The organism is Deinococcus actinosclerus, assembly GCF_001507665.1.
In the GTDB taxonomy this organism is placed as follows: Bacteria; Deinococcota; Deinococci; order Deinococcales; family Deinococcaceae; genus Deinococcus; species Deinococcus actinosclerus.
The window spans coordinates 574,806-594,860 of sequence record NZ_CP013910.1 but is presented as its reverse complement, the minus strand read 5'-3'; the positions used below and the strand labels follow the sequence as shown (position 1 = coordinate 594,860).

The following is a 20,055-nucleotide window of genomic DNA, read 5'->3' as shown; positions in this document are numbered from 1 at the left end:
GCGTACGGTGGGGCATGACGACCGGACTGACCCCCGAAGCGGACGCGGCTCTGCGCGCCCACGTGCGCGCGCTGCTGACCCAGGCCCAGGCGCACATCACGCTGGACGAGGTGCTGGACGACTTCCCGACCGCCCGTGCGGGCGAGCGCCTTCCCGGTCTGCCGTACTCGGCGTCGGAGGTGCTGTGGCACCTGCGGTTCACGCAGCGCGACATCCTGAACTTCATCCAGGATGACGATTATGCGGAGGTCCGTTGGCCTCAGGGGTACTGGCCGCACGACCCGGCGGGCGCGGCGCGGGACTGGGCGGCGCAGGTGGCCGCGTACCGGGAGGACCTGCGCGACCTGCTGACCCTGCTGGACGACCCGGCAACCGACCTGCTGGCGGTGGTCCCGAACGGCGTGAACGCGGGCGGGCAGACGTGGCTGCGGGAATTCCTGCTGGTAGCCGATCACACCGCGTACCACGTGGGGCAGCTGGCCCTGCTGGGCCGCCTGCTGCGCGCCTGAAGCCGCTTCCCCTGCCGACCTGAGCTGAGGTCCAGGGCCTGACCCAATGGCAGCGCCGCTCGCCCTGAACCACAGGCTGCGGCGCTGTTGTGTGAAGGTCGCCTCAGCGCGTTCCGGAGGGCGCCTGAACCCGGCGTGCCGGGGTGGATCAGTGCAGCTGCGTTTCCAGGTGGGCGCGCAGCGGCTCGGTGTCCAGGCGGCGGCGGGGCCGGGCCAGCGGCACCGGGAGGTCCAGCGCGACCTGCCCGGCGCGCAGCAGCAGCACGCGGTCCGTGAGTTTCAGCGCCTCGTCCAGGTCGTGCGTGACGAGGAGGGTGGTGGCGCCCGTGTCGGTCAGCAGCGTGTCGAGCAGGTCGTGCATGTCGGCGCGGGTCAGGGCGTCGAGCGCGCCGAAGGGTTCGTCAAGGAGCAGCAGGTCCGGTCTGTGGGCCAGGGCACGGGCCAGGGCGACCCGCTGGCGCTGCCCGCCGCTCAGTTCATGCGGGTAGGCGCGTTCCCGCCCGGCGAGCCCCACGTCCCGCAGGGCGCGGGCAGCGCGGTGGCGTTCGGGGCGCGCCAGGCCCAGGGCGACGTTGTCCAGCGCGCCCAGCCAGGGCAGCAGGCGGTCTTCTTGGAACATGACCCGGGTGCGGACCGGGGAGCCGGTGCCGATGCGCAGGGTGCCCTGCGTGGGGATCAGGCCGGCCAGGGCGCGCAGCAGGGTGGTCTTGCCGCCGCCGCTCGCGCCGACCAGCGCGACGCGTTCGCCGGGGGTGACGCTCAGGGTCAGGTCGCGCAGGATGACGTGCTCGCCGTACGCGGCACTCAGGTCCCGCAGGTCGATGGGCACGCCGGCGGACGTCAGGTCACCCGTCAGGGTGGGGGCGGCGGTCACGCGCTCACCTGCCAGGGCAGCAGGCGGCGTTCCAGGGCGCGGACCAGGACGTCGGCCGCCTTGCCGATCAGGGCGTAGATCAGGATGGCGAGGACGATCACGTCGGTGCGGAAGAACTCGCGGGCGTCCATAGCCAGGAAGCCGATGCCGCTGCTCGCGCCGAAGGACTCGCTGACGACCAGCGCCAGCCAGGAGATACCCAGCGCGTAACGCACGCCCACCAGCACGCCGGGGAGCGCGCCGGGCAGCGTGACGCGGCGGAAGGTGTCGAGCGGCGAGAGGCCGTACACGCGGGCCATCTCGGTCAGGCGCGGGTCGATGCCGGTCACGCCGTGCAGGGTGTTCAGGTACACCGGGAAGAAGGTGGCCAGGGCGATCAGGAACACCTTGCCGCTCTCGCCGATCCCGAACCACAGGATCACCAGCGGGATCAGCGCGAGGTTCGGAATGGTGCGGATCATCTGGAAGGTCGTGTCGAGGAGCAGGTTCGCGGCGCGGACGGTGCCGGTCAGGACACCGAACGTGAAGCCCAGCCCCCCGCCGATCAGGATGCCCAGCCCGGCGCGCTGGAGGCTGATCAGGAAGTGGCGGCCCAGGTCGCCGCTGCGCGTCAGCTCCCAGGCAGCCCCCACGACGGCGCTGGGCGCCGGGAGGACACGCGGGTTGAGCAGACCGGTGCTGGCGGCCAGCTGCCAGCCCAGCACGATCAGGAGCGGCACCAGCCAGCGCACCCACTCGCCCTGCCACCCACGCCCAGGTTGACGGCTGGCAGCGGGCGCAGTCTGAGCCGTCGGGAGGGCCCGCGTCCGCCGCCCCTCGGCCCCCGTGCCGACCGTCACTTGAGCCCCAGGGCGGGCAGCGCGGCGCGGAATGCCGGGAGGGTCACGTAGGTCTGCGGGCCGAGGGGCACGTCGCGCGGCAGGACGCCCGCCTCGCGGAACGCGACCGAGAGAGCCTGGAGCGGTTTCAGGTCCGAGGCACGGAAGGGCCGGATGTTGAAGGGCACGCTCTTGGGCACGGTCACCGCCAGGACACTTTTCGGAATGCCGAGTTCGTCGCTGAACTGGTTGATGACGGTCTGGCGGTTCACGTTTGCCCAGTTGGCGGCACTTTCCAGTTCGGCCAGCAGGACCTGCAGGGCGCGCTTCTTCTCGGCGTTCTTCAGGACGCTGCCCGGCACGAGGTGGTAGTTGTCCCCGCGTCCGAGGCCCGCATGGTCGCGCAGGACGCGGCCGCCGCTGCTCTGCAGGGCAGTGGTGAGGAACGGGTCCCAGATGGCCCAGGCGTCGATGCTGCCGTTCTCGAAGGCGGGGCGCGCGTCGGGTGGCAGCAGTGGCACGACCGTCACGTCATTGAAGGTCAGTCCCGCGCTGCGCAGCACGCTGTACAGGAAGGCGTGCGCGCTGCTGCCGCGGGCCACGCCGATGCGTTTGCCTTTCAGGTCGCTGACCTTCTGGATCCCGGAATTCTTCGGGACGATGACGGCCTCGGTGGTGTCGCTCTGGTTGACGGTCACGCCCACGTACTTCAGGTCGGCGCCGCCCGCCAGGGCGAACACGCCCGGGGCGTTGCCGACACTGCCGAAGTCCACGGCGCCGGCGTTGGCGGCTTCCAGCAGGGGCGGCCCGGCGGTGAACAGCACCCAGCGGAAATCGATGCCCTGCGCGGCGTACCTGTCGAGGGTCCCGCGCGCCTTGAGGATGTTCGGGATGCCGCCTTTCTGGTAGCCGATGGTGAAGGTGACGGCCCGCGCGGTGGACAGCGCGCCGAGGGCGAGGGCGGTGAGGGTCAGGGCAGCGGAACGCAGTCGGGTGGTCATGGGAGTCTCCTGATGGGATTTGGGAATGGAGGGGGCGGGGATGAGGGCCCCCTCCCGTGGATGGGTCCGGGTGGGCTGGGTCTGGGTGGATCGGTCTGGGTGGGCTGGGCGGCGCTCAGATGCTGCGGAAGCGGCCCAGTTCAGCGGGCGCGGCGTCGGTCAGGACGGGTTCACCGGCGCGCAGGGCCGGGGCGTGCGTGCTGGGCCCGTGGGCGCTGGGGGTGCTGGTGTGCGTCAGGGGCTGCCCGTCGCGCGGCGTGAAGACCGGGCTGGTGCGGCCCAGCGCGGGGAACAGCAGTTCGGCCACGCGGTACGCCTCTTCCAGGTGGGGGTAGCCGCTGAGGATGAACGTCTCGACGCCCAGCGCCTGGTACTCGCGCAGCGCGGCGGCGACGTTCTCGGGGCTACCGACGAAGGCGGTGCCGGCCCCGCCGCGCACGAGGCCCACGCCCGCCCAGAGGTTCTTGCCGACGCGCAGGGATTCGCGGGTGCCGCCGTTCAGTTCACTCTGGCGGCGCTGCCCCTCGGAGGCGCTCTGGAGGAAGGCCTGGTGGGCCTGCGCGATCTGCTCGTCGCTGACGCCCTCGATCAGGCGCTCGGCCGCCGCCCAGGCTTCGTCCTCGGTGGGGCGCACGATGACGTGGGCGCGCAGCCCGAAGCGCACCTGGCGGCCATGCCGGGCAGCCTCGGCGCGCACCTGCTCGAACTTCTCCCGCAGCTGCTCGGGCCGCTCGCCCCAGCTGAGGTACACGTCCACGTGTTCCCCAGCGACCTCCAGCGCGGGCTGGCTGCTGCCTCCGAAGTAGATGGGCGGGTAGGGGCGCTGCACGCTGGGCAGCAGGGCGCGGGCACGGTCGAGCTGGACATGCTCCCCCTGCTGACTGACGGTCTCGCCGCGCAGCAGCGCGCGGAACGCGCCGAGCCACTCGCCGGTCAGGGCGTAGCGCTGCGCCTGCGTGAGATTCAGGCCCTCGAAGTCGAAATTGCCGCTGCCGGACACGATATTCAGGTTCACGCGGCCGCCGCTGATCCGGTCGAGCGAGGCGGTCAGGCGCGCGGCCAGCACGGGCGACAGCAGCCCTGGGCGCAGCGCCACCAGGAAGCGCAGCTGCCGGGTGAGGCTCGACAGGGCGCTGGCGACGACCAGGGTGTCCTCGTTGGTGCCGCCGGTGGGGAGCAGCGCGCCGTCGAAGCCCAGCACGTCGGCGGCCTGCGCGACCTGCGAGAGGTAACTGAAGTGCGCCGGGCGGCTGGGCTGGCCGAGCTGGCGGCCGTCCCCGCCGGAGGGAATGAACCAGTACAGCGAGGGGCTCTGAAGGGTGTGGGCGGGCAGGTCGGCGTGCGTCATGGTGGCTCCTGGGGGTAGGGAGGACGGCCTGACCCGGCGGGCGGGTCAGTGGCGGCGGGGCGCGACGGTTCAGGTCAGGCGGCGGTGGCGGCGCTCAGGGCCGGGTGGGCGGTGCGGGTCACCTGGGTGCGCCCGCTGAGGTACAGCGCGGCCAGTGGGGCGCGGCCGTACACCCGCTCGAAGATCAGGACGTTCCATTCGAGCGTGCCGTGCGGTGAGGTGACGAGCAGGGTGTCGAGCGTGCCGGGTTTCCAGCGGACGTGCAGGGTTTCCGTCATGGCGGGGGCTCCTGGCAGAGGGCAGAGTGGTGCGGCGCGGAGTGGCGCCGCGCCGCTTGGAGCGGAGGGATGGCCGGGCCGCCGGGTGGGCGGCCGCCTCAGCTGGGACGACATCGCGTCATGGGTTGTCCTTTCAGGGGAGCGCCTGTGCGCTCGCCGCTATCGGTCCCGGTTCGGGCAGGCGTGAAGCACCGTGGAGGGTGAGGTCAGGTCAACAACAGCGGGGGCGGCCCTGGGGGCGGCGGTCGGCTGGCTGTGGGTTGACCTGGTTCATGTGGCTCCTGGTTGCTGCGGCGTCCTCGGGCCTGTTCCCTCAGCCGCTCTGGATAGTGACCCTGGTGTGGGGTGAGGGCACCTTAAATCAGATTACAAATCATGTCAACTATCTATGCCGGGTGGCTTCGGGCCTCTCTCCTCCGCCCTGGAGCCCAGCCCTGCCTCCAGGGCTTCACGCATGCCCACCCCGACCGGCAGGGCAGCCCGTCTGGGCCGCGCCGCAGGCCGTCGCCCGCCTCGGGCAGGCCCCGCCGGGATAGCAGACTAGTTTACAAGTTCAGTCAACTGGTCTGCTATCCTGAGCGGGATGACGCGTGCCCTGCTTCCCCTCCTGACCCTGACCCTCATCGCCAGCGCCGGCGCGCAACAGGCGAAAGAACTGCGCCTGGGCGTGTTCCCGAACGTCACCCACGCCGCCGGACTGGTCGGCGTGCAGCGCGGCCTGATCCAGAAGAGCCTGCCGGACGGCGTGAAACTGGTCGTCAAGGAATTCGCCAACGGCAGCCAGATCAACGAGGCCTTCGCCGCCGGCGCCATCGACGCCGCCTACGTCGGCCCGGGCCCGGCCATGAACGCCTTCATGCGCGGCGTGCCCATCCAGGTGTACGCGGGCGCCGCGAACGCCGGGGCGGTACTCGTGGCGCGCGGGGACAGCGGCGTGCGCACCGTGAAGAACCTCAGCGGCAAGAAGGTCGCGGTGCCCACGCGCGGCAGCACGCAGGACATCAGCCTGCGCCACCTGCTGCACGAGAACGGCCTGAAAGCCACCGACGAGGGCGGCACCGTCAGCATCGTGCCCATCGACCCGGCGAACATGCCCGCCGCCTTCGCGGCGAAGCAGGTGGACGCCGCGCTCGTGCAGGAACCCTGGGGCGCCGTGATGGAGACGCAGGGCGCGAAACTGATCGTGAACGAGAAGGGCATCTGGGAGGGCGGCAACTACACCACCACGGTGCTGACCGTGAACACGAAGTACGCCGCCGCGAACCCCGAGGCCGTCAAGGGCCTGCTCAGGGGGCACCTCGCCGCGATCACCTACATCAAGGGCAGCAACGCGGGCGCGCAGAAATCCATCGCCGAGCAGATCTACGCCTTCACCGGCAAGCGCCCCAACACCAGCGAGCTGTTCAAGGCCCTGGCCCGCACGCGCGTCACCTGGGACATCAACCTCAAGACCCTGGCGGAGTACGCGCAGCTGAACAAGGAGGCGGGCTTCGCGCGCGACGTGCCGGACCTGAACCGCTTCGTGAACCTCGACCTGATCCGCAGCCTCGCGAAGTAACCGGCACCCGGCGCGCCGCCCCCCGATCAGGGCAGGGGGCGGCGTTCGCCCTTTCTGCGGCGGGTGCACTACACTGGGACGCTATGACGGGGCCAAAGAAAGGTTCACGGGGCCGTGCCCCCAAACGAAACACCGCGCAGGGTCGGGGCGGCGCGACCCGCGAGACCACCCGCCCGGCGCGCGAACGCAGCGAGGGAAGCGGCGCGGGCCGTGACTCGCGCGGCGGTGAGAGCCGGCCCGTGCGGACCGAGCTGAGCGGCACCGGCGGCCCGCGCCGCAGCGCCGCAAAGATGGGCGGCGCGCAGAGCGGCGGCGTGAAGTCCGGCGGGGGCAGGAGCGGCGCCGTGAACAGTGGCGCGCGCGGCGGCACCAACCCCGCCCGCCGCAAGCCCGGCGAGGCCGCCCCGGCACGCGGGGAAGGCCGCAGCGAGGGCCGCACGGAGAGCCGCGCGGGCAGCCGCCCCGGGAGCGGGCCGCGCCGCGCCGCGCCGCCCAAGGTGAAGAAGGCCCTGCCGGAACTCAAGCGCGTGCAGCTCGACGCGCCCGCCCCGGACACGGTCTTCACCGACCGGGACGGCGAGAAGATGACCTTCCCCGACAGCAACCTCAAGCGCGTGGCGGCGAAGATCCTGACGGAGAAGAACAAGGCGTGGCGCTACCGGCCGTTCTCGTTCCCGCTGTTCACGGACCGGGGCGGCGAGCAGACCTTCCACTTCGACTTCTACATCTACGACTACGAGGACAGCGTGATCCGCCTGATCCTGGTCGTGCCGTTCGAGTCACGCGAGGTCTGGGACCGGGTGGGACGCTTCAAGCGCCAGTACCCGATGTACACCTACGAGCTGTGGACGCCGGAGAAGCTCTACCGCCTGAGCGGACCGCGCGGCCGCCTGGAGTTCTGAGCCCGGCAGGCTTGACGGCCCACTCAGAAGAGCCTCATCTGGGAGCCTCCGGCGACTGTCCGGGGGCTTTTTCAGGTCGGCATAAGCGTCCAGGCGGCTGCCCAGGCCCCGTGAGCCCCATGAGAGCCCTCTTGGGCTTCGCTTGGGTTTGTGCCCGTGGCTGTGGTGTGCGCGGGGCGGTCTGGTACCGTTTCCACGTTCCGGGCGGCGCACTGACGCGCCTGCCCCGCCACGAAAGGAGAGCGCAGCCTGATGACCACCCCCCCCATCCTCCGACCCGGCCGTTCCTACCCCCTGGGAGCCACCTGGGACGGCAAAGGCACCAACTTCGCCCTGTACTCCGAGAACGCCACCGGCATCGAACTGTGCCTCTTCGACGAGCAGGGCCAGGAAACCCGCGTGCCGCTGCGTGAACAGACCGCTTTCGTGTGGCACGGCTACCTGCCCGGCGTGAAACCGGGGCAGCGCTACGGCTACCGCGTGCACGGCGAGTACGCCCCTGAACGCGGGCTGCGCTTCAACCCGAACGTGGTGCTGCTCGATCCCTACGCCAAGGCGCTCGACGGCACCGAGCAGTTCGACCGGGGCGTGTTCGGCTACGTGCCCGGCGGCGAAGACACCGTCATGCAGGAAGAGGAGCAGCGCGGTGCGCCCCTGGGCATCGTCGTGGACCCCCGCTTCGACTGGGGCGACAGCCGCAAGCCCGACGTGCCCTTCCACCAGTCCGTGATCTACGAGGCGCACGTCAAGGGCCTCACCATGACCCACCCGGACGTGCCCGACGAGCTGCGCGGCACGTACGCCGGGATCGCCACCGAACCCATCCTCTTCTACCTGCGCGAACTGGGCATCACCAGCATCGAACTGATGCCCGTGCACCAGCACGTGGACGATCCCTTCCTGCTCGACAAGGGCCTCACGAACTACTGGGGCTACAGCACCCTGTCGTTCTTCGCGCCGGACGTGCGCTACAGCGCCGAGGCGCGCAAGGGCAACCCCGCCGGGGCCGTGGACGAGTTCAAGCAGATGGTCAAGGCCCTGCACGCCAGCGGCATTGAGGTCATCCTGGACGTGGTGTACAACCACACCGCCGAAGGCAACCACATGGGCCCCACCATGTCCTTCAAGGGCATCGACAACCCCACGTACTACCGCCTGGTCGCCGAGGACCCCCGCTTCTACTTCGACTACACCGGCACCGGCAACAGCCTGAACGTCCGCCACCCGCAGACCCTGCAGCTCATCATGGACAGCCTGCGCTACTGGGTGACGGACATGCACGTCGACGGCTTCCGCTTCGACCTCGCCTCCACGCTCGCGCGCGGGCTGCACGAGGTGGATCAGCTCTCGGGCTTCTTCACGATCATCCACCAGGACCCCATCATCGGGCAGGTCAAGCTGATCGCCGAACCCTGGGATGTCGGCGAGGGCGGCTATCAGGTCGGGAACTTCCCCGTGAACTGGGCCGAGTGGAACGGCATCTACCGCGACGACATGCGCGCCTTCTGGAAGGGTGACGGCGGACTGGCCTCCGAGATCGGCTACCGCCTGACCGGCAGCAGCGACCTGTACCAGAACGACGGCCGTAAACCCTACGCGAGCATCAACTTCGTGACTGCCCACGACGGCTTCACGCTGCGCGACACCGTCACCTACGAGGGCAAGCACAACGACGCCAACGGCGAGGGCAACAACGACGGCCACAACCACAACATCACCTGGAACTGCGGCGCAGAGGGCGAGACGGACGACCCCGCCATCAACGCCCTGAGGCGTCAGCAGCAGCGCAACTTCCTGGCGACCCTGCTGCTCGGGCAGGGCACGCCGATGCTGCTGGGCGGCGACGAGATCGGCCGCACCCAGGGGGGCAACAACAACGCCTACTGTCAGGACAACGAGATCAGCTGGTACGACTGGGCGAGCCTGGACGAGGAGCTGCTGGCGTTCACGAAGAAGGTCATCGCGCTGCGCAAGTCCCACCCGTCCCTGCACCGCCGCAAGTTCTTCAGCGGCCGCACCATCCGCGGTGAGGACGTGCGCGACATCGTGTGGCTGCGCTTCGACGGCGCCGAGATGAGCGACGAGGACTGGAACAACCCCCAGACCCAGAGCATGGGCATCTTCCTGGACGGCAACGGCCTGGACGACGTGGACGAGCGCGGCGAGCCGCTGCTGGATGATCACCTGCTGCTGCTGCTGAACGCCTCGCATGTGGATCTCCCCTTCCGCCTGCCGGATCTGGCCGGCTGCGAGACGTGGGAGCTGGAGCTCGACACCGCCGACGACCACGCCAGCGGCACCGTGACGGCCGGCGAGGAGACCAACCTCGCGGCCCGCAGCGTGAAGCTGTACCGCTGCCCCCGCCAGTAACGCAGATCAGAGAGAGGCGGCCCCAATGTGTGCGCCGCCTCTCCTCTGTTCCTGCCGTTCCTACTGCCGACTTCCCATTCCCGACTTCACGTCTCGTAGCTGCGCGCCACGCTGGTCAGGACGCTGCGGTACTCGCCGGGCGTGATCAGGCCCATCGCCATGGCGTGACTCGCGGCGTTCAGGCTGTCGGCGGCCAGCACGAGGTCCACGCCCGCCTTGCGCACCTCCTCGCGGAGTTTCAGGACGCCCTCGTCGCGGTGCGCCTCAGTCACGTCGCGGATGTACACGGCGAGCACGCGGCCCGGGTGGCGGTGCACGACCTCGGCGTAGATTTCCGGGTCCTTCTCGCCGCTGTCGCCCACGAGCACGAACTTCAGGTCCGGGAAGCGCTGGAAGATCTGCTCGATCACGCCATGCTTGTACCCGCCGTGCCCGCCGAGCAGGTCCATGCCCCAGTTACGCAGGAACAGCGGGCCCAGCGGAATGCGGCGGTAGTCGAGGAACTGCCACAGCAGGTCGAAGAAGTTCCAGGGGCTGCTGGACACGTAGAAGATCGGGTTGCGGGCCTCGCCGTCGCGGGTCAGCGCGCGGTACAGGGCGCCCACGCCGGGAAAGGGCAGGCGGGTGCGGGCGTTGCCGGTCAGGACGGTGCTGAGCATGCGCGGCACGCTGGTCACGTCCGACTGGATGACGGTGTCGTCCAGGTCGCTGATCACGCCGAAGCGGGCGTCCGCGACGACCTGCACGCGGGCGCTGGCCTGCACCTCGCGCCCGTCGAGTTGCAGCGGCACCTGATGCCACCCGCCGGGCAGCGGGCTGGTCGGCGTGAACTCCAGCGTGAAATACCCGTCGCTGTCACTGATCGCCGCGGCCCGCTGGCCGTTCAGGACACCGCTGACGGTCACGCCGCCCACCTCGCGGGAGAACAGGCGGCGCAGGACGTTCTGCGCGTTGCGGATCCGCGGGTCGGTGCGGCGCGCGGGCGCGACGGTGCGGGGCAGCAGCACCCGGCCGCGCAGTTCCACGCGGCCCGGGGTGCCCCAGCCCACGTACGGCTGGAGCAGCAGCTTCCCGCGCGCCCGGCGGGGCTGCACGTACCCGCTGAAGGCGCGGTCGGCGGTCAGCGCCCCGCGCTCCAGCAGGGGCAGCAGGGCCTTGAAAGCGGTCTTGAACACCCGCCCAGTCTAAGCGGCCCCCGGACCCGTGGGGCGAGGGGCCCCTTTGCTCTTCGCTGACGTTCGACCCCTAGAACAGGACCTGTCCGCCGGTCGCGCCGAAGGTGCCCCCGCTGCTGTAACTGCTCTCCTGTGAGGCCAGGAACACGTACAGCGGCGCAAGTTCCGCCGGTTGCCCCGGGCGGCCCAGCGGCGTGGACGCCCCGAACTCCTGCACCTTCTCCTGCGGCTGCCCGCCACTGGGTTGCAGCGGCGTCCAGAAGGGGCCGGGCGCGACGGCGTTCACGCGGATACCACGCGGCCCGAGCTGCTGCGCGAGCGCCTGCGTGAACGCCACGATCGCCGCCTTCGTGCTCGCGTAGTCCAGCAGGTTCGGGCTGGGCCGGTACGCCTGGATGCTGCTGGTATTGATGATGCTCGCGCCGGGCCCCAGGTGCCGCGCGGCCTCCTGCGTGATCCAGAACATGGCGTACACGTTCGTGCGGAACGTCTGATCGAACTGCTCGGTGGTGATGTCCTCGATGCTCTCCTGGCTGACCTGCTTCCCGGCGTTGTTCACCAGGATGTCCAGCCCGCCCAGTTCCTGCACGGCGCGGGTCACGAGGTCACGGCAGAACGCCTCGTCCTTCAGGTCGCCGGGGATCGCCACGGCGCGCCGGCCCGCCGCCTCGATCAGCGCCACGACCTCCCGCGCGTCCCCCTCCTCGTCGGGCAGGTAGTTCAGGGCCACGTCCGCGCCCTCGCGGGCGAAGGCGATTGCGGCGGCGCGGCCGATGCCGGAGTCCGCGCCGGTGATCAGCGCCCGGCGGCCCCTGAGGCGGCCGAAGCCCACGTAACTCTCCTCGCCGTGATCCGGGCGGGGCTGCATGGCGCCCACCGTGCCCGGGGCCTCCTGCGGCTGGCGCGGGAAGGGCGGCGCGGGGTACTGCGCGCGCGGGTCCTGCATCCCGAACTGGTTCGCGCTGGGCGTGATCGGCCCGGACTGCTCCGGCTGCTGGTCGCTGGACTTCTGGTCGCTCATGCCCTCCAGCGTCCCCCACGCGCCTCAGTGCGGCGTGACAGGGACGTGAAGGGCACCCCGGGTGTTGCCGGGTCAGGTGGTCACGGCGGCCGGTTCGTACGGCCGCGCGACGTCCCCGACCGGCTCACCGGGCGCGGCGCCGTCCCAGTCGTAGCCGTAGACCTCGCGGGGGCGCAGCGTGCAGGTGCCGCGCGCGTTCGCGTGGGCGCAGGTGGCGTCGTACGCGGCGAGAATCTGCGGGAACTCGAACTGCTCGCGGGTCAAGGCCAGGAACGCCTCGTGATGGGCGGGTTCGACGCGCAGGGCGACGTCCCCGCCGGGCGTCACCGGTCCGCTGTACGGCACGCAGATCTCGATGGGGCCGTCGCTGTCGGCGTTCACCTCGCCGTGGTAGATCACGAACGGCGCGCCCACCACCGAGCCCTGCGCGGCGACGTGGGTCAGCAGGGCCTGCATGCCGCCCTGAATGGCGGCGGGCAGGTCCGCGACGAACACATGACGGGTCAGGGTGGCGACGGGCTGATCGGGCTGGAAACGGGTCTGGACGGGGGGCAGGGTCATGGGGGTCTCTCCTTGCAGGTGGGCGATGAGGTACAGGGTCAGGTCACGCCGCTCGCGGTGCAGGCGCTCCAGCCGGGCGAGGTGGACGCGCAGCGCGGCGGGCCGCTCCGGGGCGGGCGTGTCCAGCAGCGAGCGGATGTCGCTCAGGGGCAGGTCGGCGCGGCGCAGCAGACCGATCAGGCGGGCGTCCGTGAGCTGCGCCGGGTCGTAGCGGCGGTACCCGCTGTCGGGGTCCACCTGCGCGGGGCGCAGCAGGCCCAGGTCGTCGTACAGGCGCAGCGCCTTGTGGCTCAGCCCTGCCGCCTGCGCGAACGTGCCGATGGTCATGAGGGGATGGGTCATGGGCGAACCTCCGGAGGTGCCCCCAGCGTGCGCCCTGTCCCTGGGGGAAGGTCAAGGGGGGCCCCGGCGACGACACGCCGCGCTGACGGCTACGCGGTAGCGTGACCGCAGATGACGCCACTCCTGCTGGGCCACCGGGGCACGCCTGCCCTGCACCGCGAGAACACCCTGACCGGCTTCCAGGCCGCGCTGGACGCCGGACTGGACGGCGTGGAGCTGGACGTGCGCCGCCTGGGTGACGGCACGCTGGTCGTGCATCACGACGCGCAGCTGGAGGACGGCCGGGCGCTCCCCACGCTGCGCGCCGCTGAGCTGCCCGCGTTCGTCCCCACACTGGACGCCGTCCTGGCCTGGGCGGCGGACACCGGGGCGTTCGTGAACGTGGAACTCAAGCACGAGGCCGCCCGGCCCGACGACCGGGTGGGCCGCACGCTGGACGCCGTCCGCGCGCACGGTGTCTCACGGCGCGTGATCGTGAGTTCGTTCATGCCGACCCTGCTGCGCGCCGCGCGCAACGCCGCACCGGACACCCCGCGCGGCCTCCTGATCCACAAACCGTACCCGCCGCTGCTGGTGCGCGCCGTGATGGCCTGGACCGGCAGCGCCGCCCTGCACCCCCACCACGCCCTGATCGACGCCAGCCTGATGACCACCGCGCGGCTCAGAGGCTGGCAGGTGAACACCTGGACCGTGAACGACCCCGCCGAGGCCGCTCGCCTGAGTGCACTGGGCGTGCACGCCCTGATCGGAGATCACCCGGACGTGCTCCTGACCGTGCGCTAAGGGGTGGTCCTGGGTTCGGTCAGGCCTGCCAGTCGGCGCGGTAGTGCCGGGCGAAATCGTCGATGGTGTGCCCGGCGCGGCCGATCAGGCGCGGCAGGTCGTCCGTGACGGGCGCCGTGGCGTCCGCGCGGATGGGCGGGTAGATCGAGGCGATGGCGCGCGCCTCCTCCTCGTCACTCTCGCCGGTGGACACCAGGAAGTCCACGAAGCCGTCGTCGTCCACCGGGCGGTACGTGACCTCATGGCCCAGCGCGCGGCTCAGGGCGGCCGCCACCTCGTGCCGGTCGAGGGCGGCCGGGCCGGTCAGCGGGTACACGCGCCCCGCGTGCCCGCCCTCCGTGAGGACCGTCACGGCGACCGCCGCGATGTCGCGCGTGTCGATGAAGCTCGTGCGGTGCGTCCCGGCCGGTTCCGCGAACTCGTGGCGGTCGCGGACGCCGCGGCGGAACATCTGGTTGTAGTTCTGCATGAACCAGTTCGGTTGCAGGATCGTCCACTCCAGGCCGCTGGCGCGCACGGCGGCCTCGGCGTCGCCTAGCAGGTTGCCCTCGCCCTGCACGCCGAACCCGCTCTGGAGGACCACGCGCGCCACGCCCGCGTCCCGCAGGGTGCGCAGCGTGGCCTGCACGTCCGCGGCTTCCAGCGTCTCGGGGACGATCAGGTACACGGCGCTGACGCCCTGCGCGGCGGCCCGCACGCTGTCCTGGTCGGTCAGGTCGAGGGGAGCGGCCTCGGCGTCCGGCCAGCGGGCCGGGTCGGGGTGGCGGCTCCCGGCGCGGACGGGCTGCCCGGCCTCCAGCAGCTGGGGCACGAGTTCACGGCCCACGTTTCCGGTGGCGGCAGTCACGAGGATCATGCCCCCGACTGTACGGCCCGCTCCCGGCGGCGTGCGTCACCAGCCGCACGATCCGCCCTGAAGGTGCCCTGACCTGCGCCTCATGTGGTTGCGTGCCCAGCTGACCGGGGGCCGACAGCGCGCTGACCGTTCCGTCACGCGCCGCTGATGGTCGCCTGAACATGAGAACCTAGCCTCCGGAACGTGAAGAAACTCCTGCTGACGCTGGCCCTGGTCGGGCCCGCCGCCTCCGCCGCCCAGGCCCAGACCACCATCGAGTTCTGGCATTCCTTCGGGGACGCCAAACGCAGCGGCTGGATCCAGGCGCGCGCCGACGCGTTCAACAAGGCCAACCCCGGCGTGAAGGTCGTGCCCAGCTACAAGGGCAGCTACAACGACAGCCTCCAGGCGACCATCCTGGCCGCGCGGCAGGGCAAGGCCCCGGCCCTGGTGCAGATCTTCGAGGTGGGCAGCCAGCTCGCGCTGGACAGCGGCGCGTTCCAGCCCGTCAGCAGCGTGAAGAACGTGGACTTCAGCGACTACATCAAGCCGGTCATCAACTACTACACGATCGGCGGGAAGGTGAACAGCCTGCCGTTCAACTCCAGCAGCCCGGTCCTGTACTTCAACCAGGAGCTGCTGAAGAAAGCGGGCCTGGACCCCAAGACGCCGCCCACCACCTTCGGCGCGCTAATGAAGGCCTGCCAGAAGATCGAGGCCGCGAAACTGGACGCCAAGTGCTTCGGCATGAGCCTGAACGGCTGGTTCGTCGAGCAGTGGATGGCGCAGCAGGGCCAGACCCTCCTGAACAACGGCAACGGCCGCCAGGGCCGCGCCACGAGCACCACCCTGGACAGCAGAGCCGCGCAGAACATCTTCAGCTTCTTCAAGACCATGCAGGACCGCGGCTACTACACCTACACCGGTAAACTGGAAGACTGGGACGGCAGCGACGCCATCTTCACGAACCAGAAGGCCGCGTTCCACATCACGTCCACCGCCGACATCGGCAACATCCGCGACGCGGCGAAGAAAAACGGCTTCACGGTCGGCGTGGGCGCGCTGCCCATCCCGGACGGCAGCAAACGCAACGGCGTCGTGATCGGCGGGGCCAGCCTGTGGATCAGCCGGGGCGTCAGCAAGGCCCAGGCCGAGGGCGCGCTGGACTTCGCGCTGTTCATGACGAACACGCAGAACATGGCCGAGTGGCACAAACTCACCGGGTACTACCCCGTGCGCCAGAGCAGCATCGACCTGCTACGCAAGCAGGGCTGGTTCAGCCAGACGCCGCTGCAACTCGTGGCGTTCAACCAGCTGACCCGCACCGTGCCCAGCCCCGCCACGGCAGGCGGCCTGAACGGCGCGGCCATCCAGACCCGCCGCATCATCGAGGAAGGCCTCCAGAAGGTGCTGGGCGGCCAGGGCGTGGACGCCGCGCTGAAGGACACCAAGGCCCGCGCCGACGCCGCGCTGGGCGAGTACAACGCGAACTTCAGATAACAGCGCTCCCCGTGCGACCTGCCCCGACCGGGGGCGGGTCGCGCCCGGCGTTGAAGGAGAGGGTATGACCGACGATTCGAGGGGCGCGGCGTGCTGAGCGTCCGCCAGAAAAGGGACGCGGGCGGGCGCGAGGACCGGGCGGTGTTCCGGGGCGCGGCGCTGCCGTGGCTGTTCCTGCTGCCCAGCCTGCTGATCCTGGCAGTGTTCATCTACCTGCCGACCCTGCGCACGCTGCGGCTGGCGGGGTACCGCGCGAACCTGATCCTGGGCACCGAGCAGTGGGTGGGCCTGGGGAACATCACGGACCTGCTGGGCAGCGCCACGTACCGGCAGGTGGCGCTGCAGACGCTGGTGTTCACGCTGCTGAGCGTCACGGGCGGGCTGCTGCTGTCGCTGGGGCTGGCGTGGCTGGCCAGCCGTCCCGTCCGGGGGTCACGCGCGTACCGGCTGCTGCTGATCTACCCGTACGCGCTGAGTCCCGCCATTGCCGGGACGCTATGGCTGTTCCTGTTCAACCCGGAGATCGGCGTGGTGAACCAGCTGCTGGGCGAACTGGTGGGTGTCCGCCCCCGCTGGCTGGACACCCCCCTGCTCGCGTTTGCGCTGGTGACGGTCGCAGCCATCTGGAAGGGCCTCGCCTACAACATCGTGTTCTACCTGGCGAGCATCCGCAATCTCCCGACCGACGTCATGGAGGCCGCGCAGATCGACGGGGCGACCCCCGCGCAGGTGTTCTGGCGCGTGGCGTTCCCGCTGCTGAGCCCGGTCACGTTCTTCCTGGTATTCACGAACATCGTCGCCGCACTGTTCGACTCGTTCGCGCTGACCGACCTGCTCACGCGCGGCGGACCGTACGTGGGCCACGCGGGGATCACGACCTTCCTGGTGTACCAGCTGTACCAGGACGGCTTCGTGAACTTCAGGACCGGCGCGGCCGCCGCGCAGGGCGCGCTGATGCTGGCCCTCGTGGCGTTCGTGACGTTCATGCAGTTCCGGCTGGGCGAACGGCGGGTGCACTATGGTGCGTGACCGCCTCCTCCCCCGCACCCGCACCGCCACGCCCACCCGCGCCCGCCGGGGAGACTGGGGCACCCACGCCGCACTGATCCTGGCCGCGCTGCTCATCAGCGCCCCACTCCTCCTGGCGCTGATCAAGGCCACTCAGCCGTCCAGCGCGGTCCTGAGCCCCTCCCTGCTGCCCGGCGGCGCGTTCCTGAGCAACCTCGAGCGCGTGTGGGTGGACGCCCACCTGGGCCGCTCCATGCTCAACAGCTTCATCGTGGCCGTCACCGTCACCACCGGCAAGACCATCCTGGCCCTGCTCGCCGCGCTGGCCTTCGTGTACTTCCGCTTCCCCCTCAAGGGCGTGGCCTTCGCGCTGGTCCTCGTGTCCCTGATGCTGCCCACCGAGGTCCTCATCGTCGCGCTGTTCGACCTCGTCAGCCGCGACCTGAAGTGGGCCGACTCGTTCGCCGCGATCATCGTGCCGTTCCTCGCCAGCGCCACCGGCACGTTCCTGTTCCGCCAGCACTTCCTGAACATCCCCGCCAGCCTCGCCGACGCCGCCCGCATCGACGGCTGCGGCCCCCTGCGCTACCTCACCCGCATCCTCATCCCCATGAGCTGGAACACCATCGGCGCGCTGGCCGTCATCCAGTTCGTGTACGCCTGGGACCAGTACCTCTGGCCACTGGTCATCATGCAGCGCGACGACCACCAGGTCGTCCAGGTCGGCCTGCGCAAACTCATCGAGGTGGGCGGCCAGACCGACTGGGGCGCCGTCATGGCAGGCGCCGTCATCACCATGCTCCCCCCCCTGATCGTGTTCACCGCCCTGCAGGAACAGTTCAGCCGCGGCTTCGCCCTCAGCGAGGACAAGTAGGCCGCTACACTGCACCGGCATGAGAAACATCTTTCTGCTTCCCCTGTTCACCCTCCTGGTCGGCTGCGCGCCGGGCGCCACGATCACTTCCGCCGGCAGGAGCTTCGACCGCGTCCAGGTGGGCGAGGAGTGGGTCATCGAGTACACCCTGAACGGCATGAGTGAGCGGGGAACGTTCACCATCACGCGGGACGCCCGTCCCCTGACCTGCGGTAGCCCCTGTGAGAACATCGAGTCCATCGCATACATGGAGGCCAAAGTTCTGGAAGAGTCCAGCGGTCAAGTCACGCTCTGGACGATGAAAACCGGTGAGCGCTCTGCCACTTTCTCTACTCCTCGTCTAGGGCGCTTCGCTGAGGTGAACTGCTTCGTCATCCTGGGAGCTAAGGAGGACACGTTCAAGGCCAGCATCACGCCGAATGGTGCCGCCAAATCCGAATCGGGCTCCTGCCGCGTGCTCAGCGTCCGGTAACCGATCCGCAAGAGAAGACCCCCGTCCGAGTAGCGGGGGTCTTTTCTGTTGCCTTCAGCCTTCTGCCATCGGCCTGCGTTACAGCGAGATCAGGAAGGGGTCTTCCAGGCTTTCGCAGATGAAGCGGACGAAGCGGGCGGCGTCGGCGCCGTCGATCAGGCGGTGATCGTAGGTGAGGCTGAGGGGGAGCATGTTGCGGGGTTCGAACTCGCCCTTCTCCTTGTTCCAGACGGGTTCCATGCCGCCGCGGCTCACGCCGAGGATGGCGACTTCGGGGCTGTTCACGATGGGCGTGAAGGCGTGCCCGCCGATCCCGCCGAGGTTGCTGATCGTGAAGGTGGCGCCCTGCATCTCGTCGGGTTTCAGTTTGCGGTCGCGGGCCTTGCCGGCCAGTTCGCTCAGTTCGAGGACGAGGTCGGTGATGCTCTTGCGGTCGGCGTCCTTGACGACGGGCACGAGCAGGCCGACGGGCGTGTCCACGGCGACGCCGATGTTCACGAAGTCCTTGTAGATGACCTGCTGGGCGTCCAGGTCGAGGCTCGCGCCGAACTTGGGGAACTTGCGCAGGGCGTTCGCGACGACCTTCATGAGGATGTGGGTCATGGTGAGCTTGCCGCCCGCCTTCTCCACGCGCGCGCCGAAGCGTTTGCGGACCTCTTCCATGACGGTCACGTCGGCCTTGTCGAAGTGCGTGACCATGGGGATGGCGGTGCTGGCGGTCATGGAGCGGACGGTGGCCTTACGGATGCCGCTCATGTCCTCGCGGGTGACGCTGCCCCACTTCGTGAAGTCGGGCAGCGGCGCGGCGGCCACGGCGGGCGCGGCTGCGGGGGCGCTGGCGGCCGGGGCGGCGGCGGGCGCGGTGACGGTGGGGGTGCCGCCGGTGCGGCGCACGTCCTCCTCGCTGATGCGGCCCGCGATGCCGGTGCCGTGCACGGCGTGGATGTCCACGCCGAGTTCCCGCGCGAGGCGGCGGACGCTGGGCGCGGCGGCCACGACGGTGCGGCCGTCGAAGGTCTGGGGGTTCTGGGTGCCCTGTGATTTGGGGAACTGCGCGGCGGGCTGCTCGCCGCCGCTGATGTTCACCTTCACGACGGTGGGGGCGCTGGCCGGCGTGGAGGCTGCCGGGGCAGCGGCTGCCGGGGCGGGCGCGCTGGCCGGTGCGGCGGGGGCGCTGGCGCCGCCCAGGGTGGCGATCACGCCGCCCACCTTCACGGTGTCACCGACCTTCACGTTCACGCCGGTCACGGTGCCGCCCGCGTTGGCGGGGACTTCCACGACGGCCTTGTCCGTCTCGATCTCGATGACGGGCTGGCCCTCGCTGACGGTGTCGCCTTCCTTCACGAGGACGCTGACGACGGTACCCTGCTCGATGTTGTCGCCCACGTCCGGCAGGGTGATCTGCCCGCCGGCGCTGGCGGCAGCGGAAGGGGTGGCGGGCGCGGCGGCCTCACCGGCCTGTTCTTTCTGCGCGTCCTGCTGCGCCTGCGCGACCGCCTTGCTGCTGCCGACCTCAGCCTCGTCGACCGGGCCGCTGGCCGGAGCGGCGGGGGCGGCCGGGGCGCTGCCGCCGCTCAGGGTGGCGATCACGCCGCCGACCTTCACGGTGTCGCCCACGGTCACGTTCACGGCCTCCACGGTCCCGGCGGCCTCGGCGGGCACCTCGATGACGGCCTTGTCGGTCTCGATCTCGATGATCGGCTGGCCCTCGGTCACGCTGTCCCCGGCCTTCACGAGCACCGTCACGACCGTGCCCTGCTCAATGTTGTCGCCCACGTCGGGCAGTTTCAGTTCAGTCGCCATGATTGGTTCTCCTTCGGAGAGGG

The 20,055-nt window shown here is 70.4% G+C and carries 19 protein-coding genes and 1 riboswitch; of the genes, 9 read left to right on the top strand and 10 right to left on the bottom strand.

From position 1 onward, the window contains the following. Positions 1–14: 14 nt before the first annotated feature. On the top strand, positions 15–509 hold the full coding sequence (locus AUC44_RS02845) for a DinB family protein (protein ID WP_062157305.1): 495 nt from the start codon (positions 15–17) through the stop codon (positions 507–509). Positions 510–657: 148 nt separating this feature from the next. Here AUC44_RS02845 and AUC44_RS02840 read toward each other — a convergent pair whose 3' ends face one another. The 5 genes from AUC44_RS02840 to AUC44_RS02820 form a co-directional block, all read right to left on the bottom strand. Beyond that, positions 658–1,383, bottom strand: coding sequence for an ABC transporter ATP-binding protein (locus AUC44_RS02840; RefSeq protein WP_062157304.1), 726 nt, complete (start codon positions 1,381–1,383; stop codon positions 658–660). After that, a complete protein-coding gene (locus AUC44_RS02835) occupies positions 1,380–2,102 on the bottom strand; it encodes an ABC transporter permease subunit (RefSeq protein ID WP_231724508.1) in 723 nt (240 codons plus the stop codon). Before AUC44_RS02835 ends, AUC44_RS02840 begins: the two co-directional genes overlap by 4 nt. 116 nt (positions 2,103–2,218) lie before the next feature. Beyond that, positions 2,219–3,202, bottom strand: coding sequence for an aliphatic sulfonate ABC transporter substrate-binding protein (locus AUC44_RS02830; RefSeq protein ID WP_062157302.1), 984 nt, complete (start codon positions 3,200–3,202; stop codon positions 2,219–2,221). Positions 3,203–3,317: 115 nt separating this feature from the next. Next, the gene (locus AUC44_RS02825) at positions 3,318–4,550 is read right to left on the bottom strand and encodes an LLM class flavin-dependent oxidoreductase (protein WP_082688921.1); all 1,233 of its coding nucleotides are present in this window, start codon (positions 4,548–4,550) and stop codon (positions 3,318–3,320) included. Between the two features lie 74 nt (positions 4,551–4,624). Next, on the bottom strand, positions 4,625–4,828 hold the full coding sequence (locus AUC44_RS02820) for a hypothetical protein (RefSeq protein WP_062157301.1): 204 nt from the start codon (positions 4,826–4,828) through the stop codon (positions 4,625–4,627). Between the two features lie 156 nt (positions 4,829–4,984). Continuing rightward, a riboswitch (SAM riboswitch) is annotated at positions 4,985–5,161 on the bottom strand. 250 nt (positions 5,162–5,411) lie between these two features. Between AUC44_RS02820 and AUC44_RS02815 the strand changes: the two genes are divergently transcribed. The 3 genes from AUC44_RS02815 (at position 5,412) to glgX (ending at position 9,658) form a co-directional block, all read left to right on the top strand. Further along, positions 5,412–6,386, top strand: a complete 975-nt coding sequence (locus tag AUC44_RS02815; RefSeq protein ID WP_062157300.1) for an ABC transporter substrate-binding protein — start codon at positions 5,412–5,414, stop codon at positions 6,384–6,386. An 83-nt stretch (positions 6,387–6,469) separates the two neighbouring features. Beyond that, positions 6,470–7,288, top strand: a complete 819-nt coding sequence (locus tag AUC44_RS02810) for a TrbL/VirB6 family protein (RefSeq protein ID WP_062157299.1) — start codon at positions 6,470–6,472, stop codon at positions 7,286–7,288. A 252-nt stretch (positions 7,289–7,540) separates the two neighbouring features. After that, positions 7,541–9,658, top strand: coding sequence for a glycogen debranching protein GlgX (gene glgX / locus AUC44_RS02805; RefSeq protein ID WP_062157298.1), 2,118 nt, complete (start codon positions 7,541–7,543; stop codon positions 9,656–9,658). An 86-nt stretch (positions 9,659–9,744) separates the two neighbouring features. Here the strand turns inward: glgX and AUC44_RS02800 are convergent, their stop codons facing one another. The 3 genes from AUC44_RS02800 to AUC44_RS02790 all read right to left on the bottom strand — a co-directional run bounded on the left by AUC44_RS02800 (position 9,745) and on the right by AUC44_RS02790 (position 12,757). Further along, on the bottom strand, positions 9,745–10,833 hold the full coding sequence (locus AUC44_RS02800; RefSeq protein WP_062157297.1) for an App1 family protein: 1,089 nt from the start codon (positions 10,831–10,833) through the stop codon (positions 9,745–9,747). Between the two features lie 70 nt (positions 10,834–10,903). Then, positions 10,904–11,854: an SDR family oxidoreductase gene (locus tag AUC44_RS02795; protein ID WP_157445144.1), complete on the bottom strand. Its 951-nt coding sequence runs from the start codon at positions 11,852–11,854 to the stop codon at positions 10,904–10,906. Between the two features lie 72 nt (positions 11,855–11,926). Next, positions 11,927–12,757, bottom strand: coding sequence for a MerR family transcriptional regulator (locus tag AUC44_RS02790; protein ID WP_062157296.1), 831 nt, complete (start codon positions 12,755–12,757; stop codon positions 11,927–11,929). A 111-nt stretch (positions 12,758–12,868) separates the two neighbouring features. Between AUC44_RS02790 and AUC44_RS02785 the strand changes: the two genes are divergently transcribed. Continuing rightward, positions 12,869–13,540 carry a glycerophosphodiester phosphodiesterase gene (locus tag AUC44_RS02785; RefSeq protein WP_062157295.1) on the top strand — a complete coding sequence of 224 codons (672 nt, stop codon included), beginning with the start codon at positions 12,869–12,871 and terminating at the stop codon, positions 13,538–13,540. Between the two features lie 19 nt (positions 13,541–13,559). Here the strand turns inward: AUC44_RS02785 and AUC44_RS02780 are convergent, their stop codons facing one another. Then, positions 13,560–14,396 carry an NAD(P)H-binding protein gene (locus tag AUC44_RS02780; protein ID WP_062157294.1) on the bottom strand — a complete coding sequence of 279 codons (837 nt, stop codon included), beginning with the start codon at positions 14,394–14,396 and terminating at the stop codon, positions 13,560–13,562. A gap of 183 nt (positions 14,397–14,579) precedes the next feature. Between AUC44_RS02780 and AUC44_RS02775 the strand changes: the two genes are divergently transcribed. The 4 genes from AUC44_RS02775 (at position 14,580) to AUC44_RS02760 (ending at position 18,229) form a co-directional block, all read left to right on the top strand. Further along, positions 14,580–15,875: an ABC transporter substrate-binding protein gene (locus AUC44_RS02775; RefSeq protein ID WP_082688920.1), complete on the top strand. Its 1,296-nt coding sequence runs from the start codon at positions 14,580–14,582 to the stop codon at positions 15,873–15,875. A 90-nt stretch (positions 15,876–15,965) separates the two neighbouring features. After that, on the top strand, positions 15,966–16,904 hold the full coding sequence (locus tag AUC44_RS02770; protein ID WP_062157293.1) for a carbohydrate ABC transporter permease: 939 nt from the start codon (positions 15,966–15,968) through the stop codon (positions 16,902–16,904). Continuing rightward, entirely contained in the window at positions 16,894–17,757 is an 864-nt protein-coding gene (locus tag AUC44_RS02765) for a carbohydrate ABC transporter permease (RefSeq protein WP_062157292.1), read from the top strand. Before AUC44_RS02770 ends, AUC44_RS02765 begins: the two co-directional genes overlap by 11 nt. A gap of 19 nt (positions 17,758–17,776) precedes the next feature. Continuing rightward, the gene (locus tag AUC44_RS02760) at positions 17,777–18,229 is read left to right on the top strand and encodes a hypothetical protein (RefSeq protein WP_062157291.1); all 453 of its coding nucleotides are present in this window, start codon (positions 17,777–17,779) and stop codon (positions 18,227–18,229) included. A gap of 78 nt (positions 18,230–18,307) precedes the next feature. On the opposite strand, the gene aceF is transcribed toward AUC44_RS02760, so the two are convergent. Further along, positions 18,308–20,032: a dihydrolipoyllysine-residue acetyltransferase gene (gene aceF, locus AUC44_RS02755; protein ID WP_062157290.1), complete on the bottom strand. Its 1,725-nt coding sequence runs from the start codon at positions 20,030–20,032 to the stop codon at positions 18,308–18,310. Positions 20,033–20,055 lie beyond the last annotated feature (23 nt).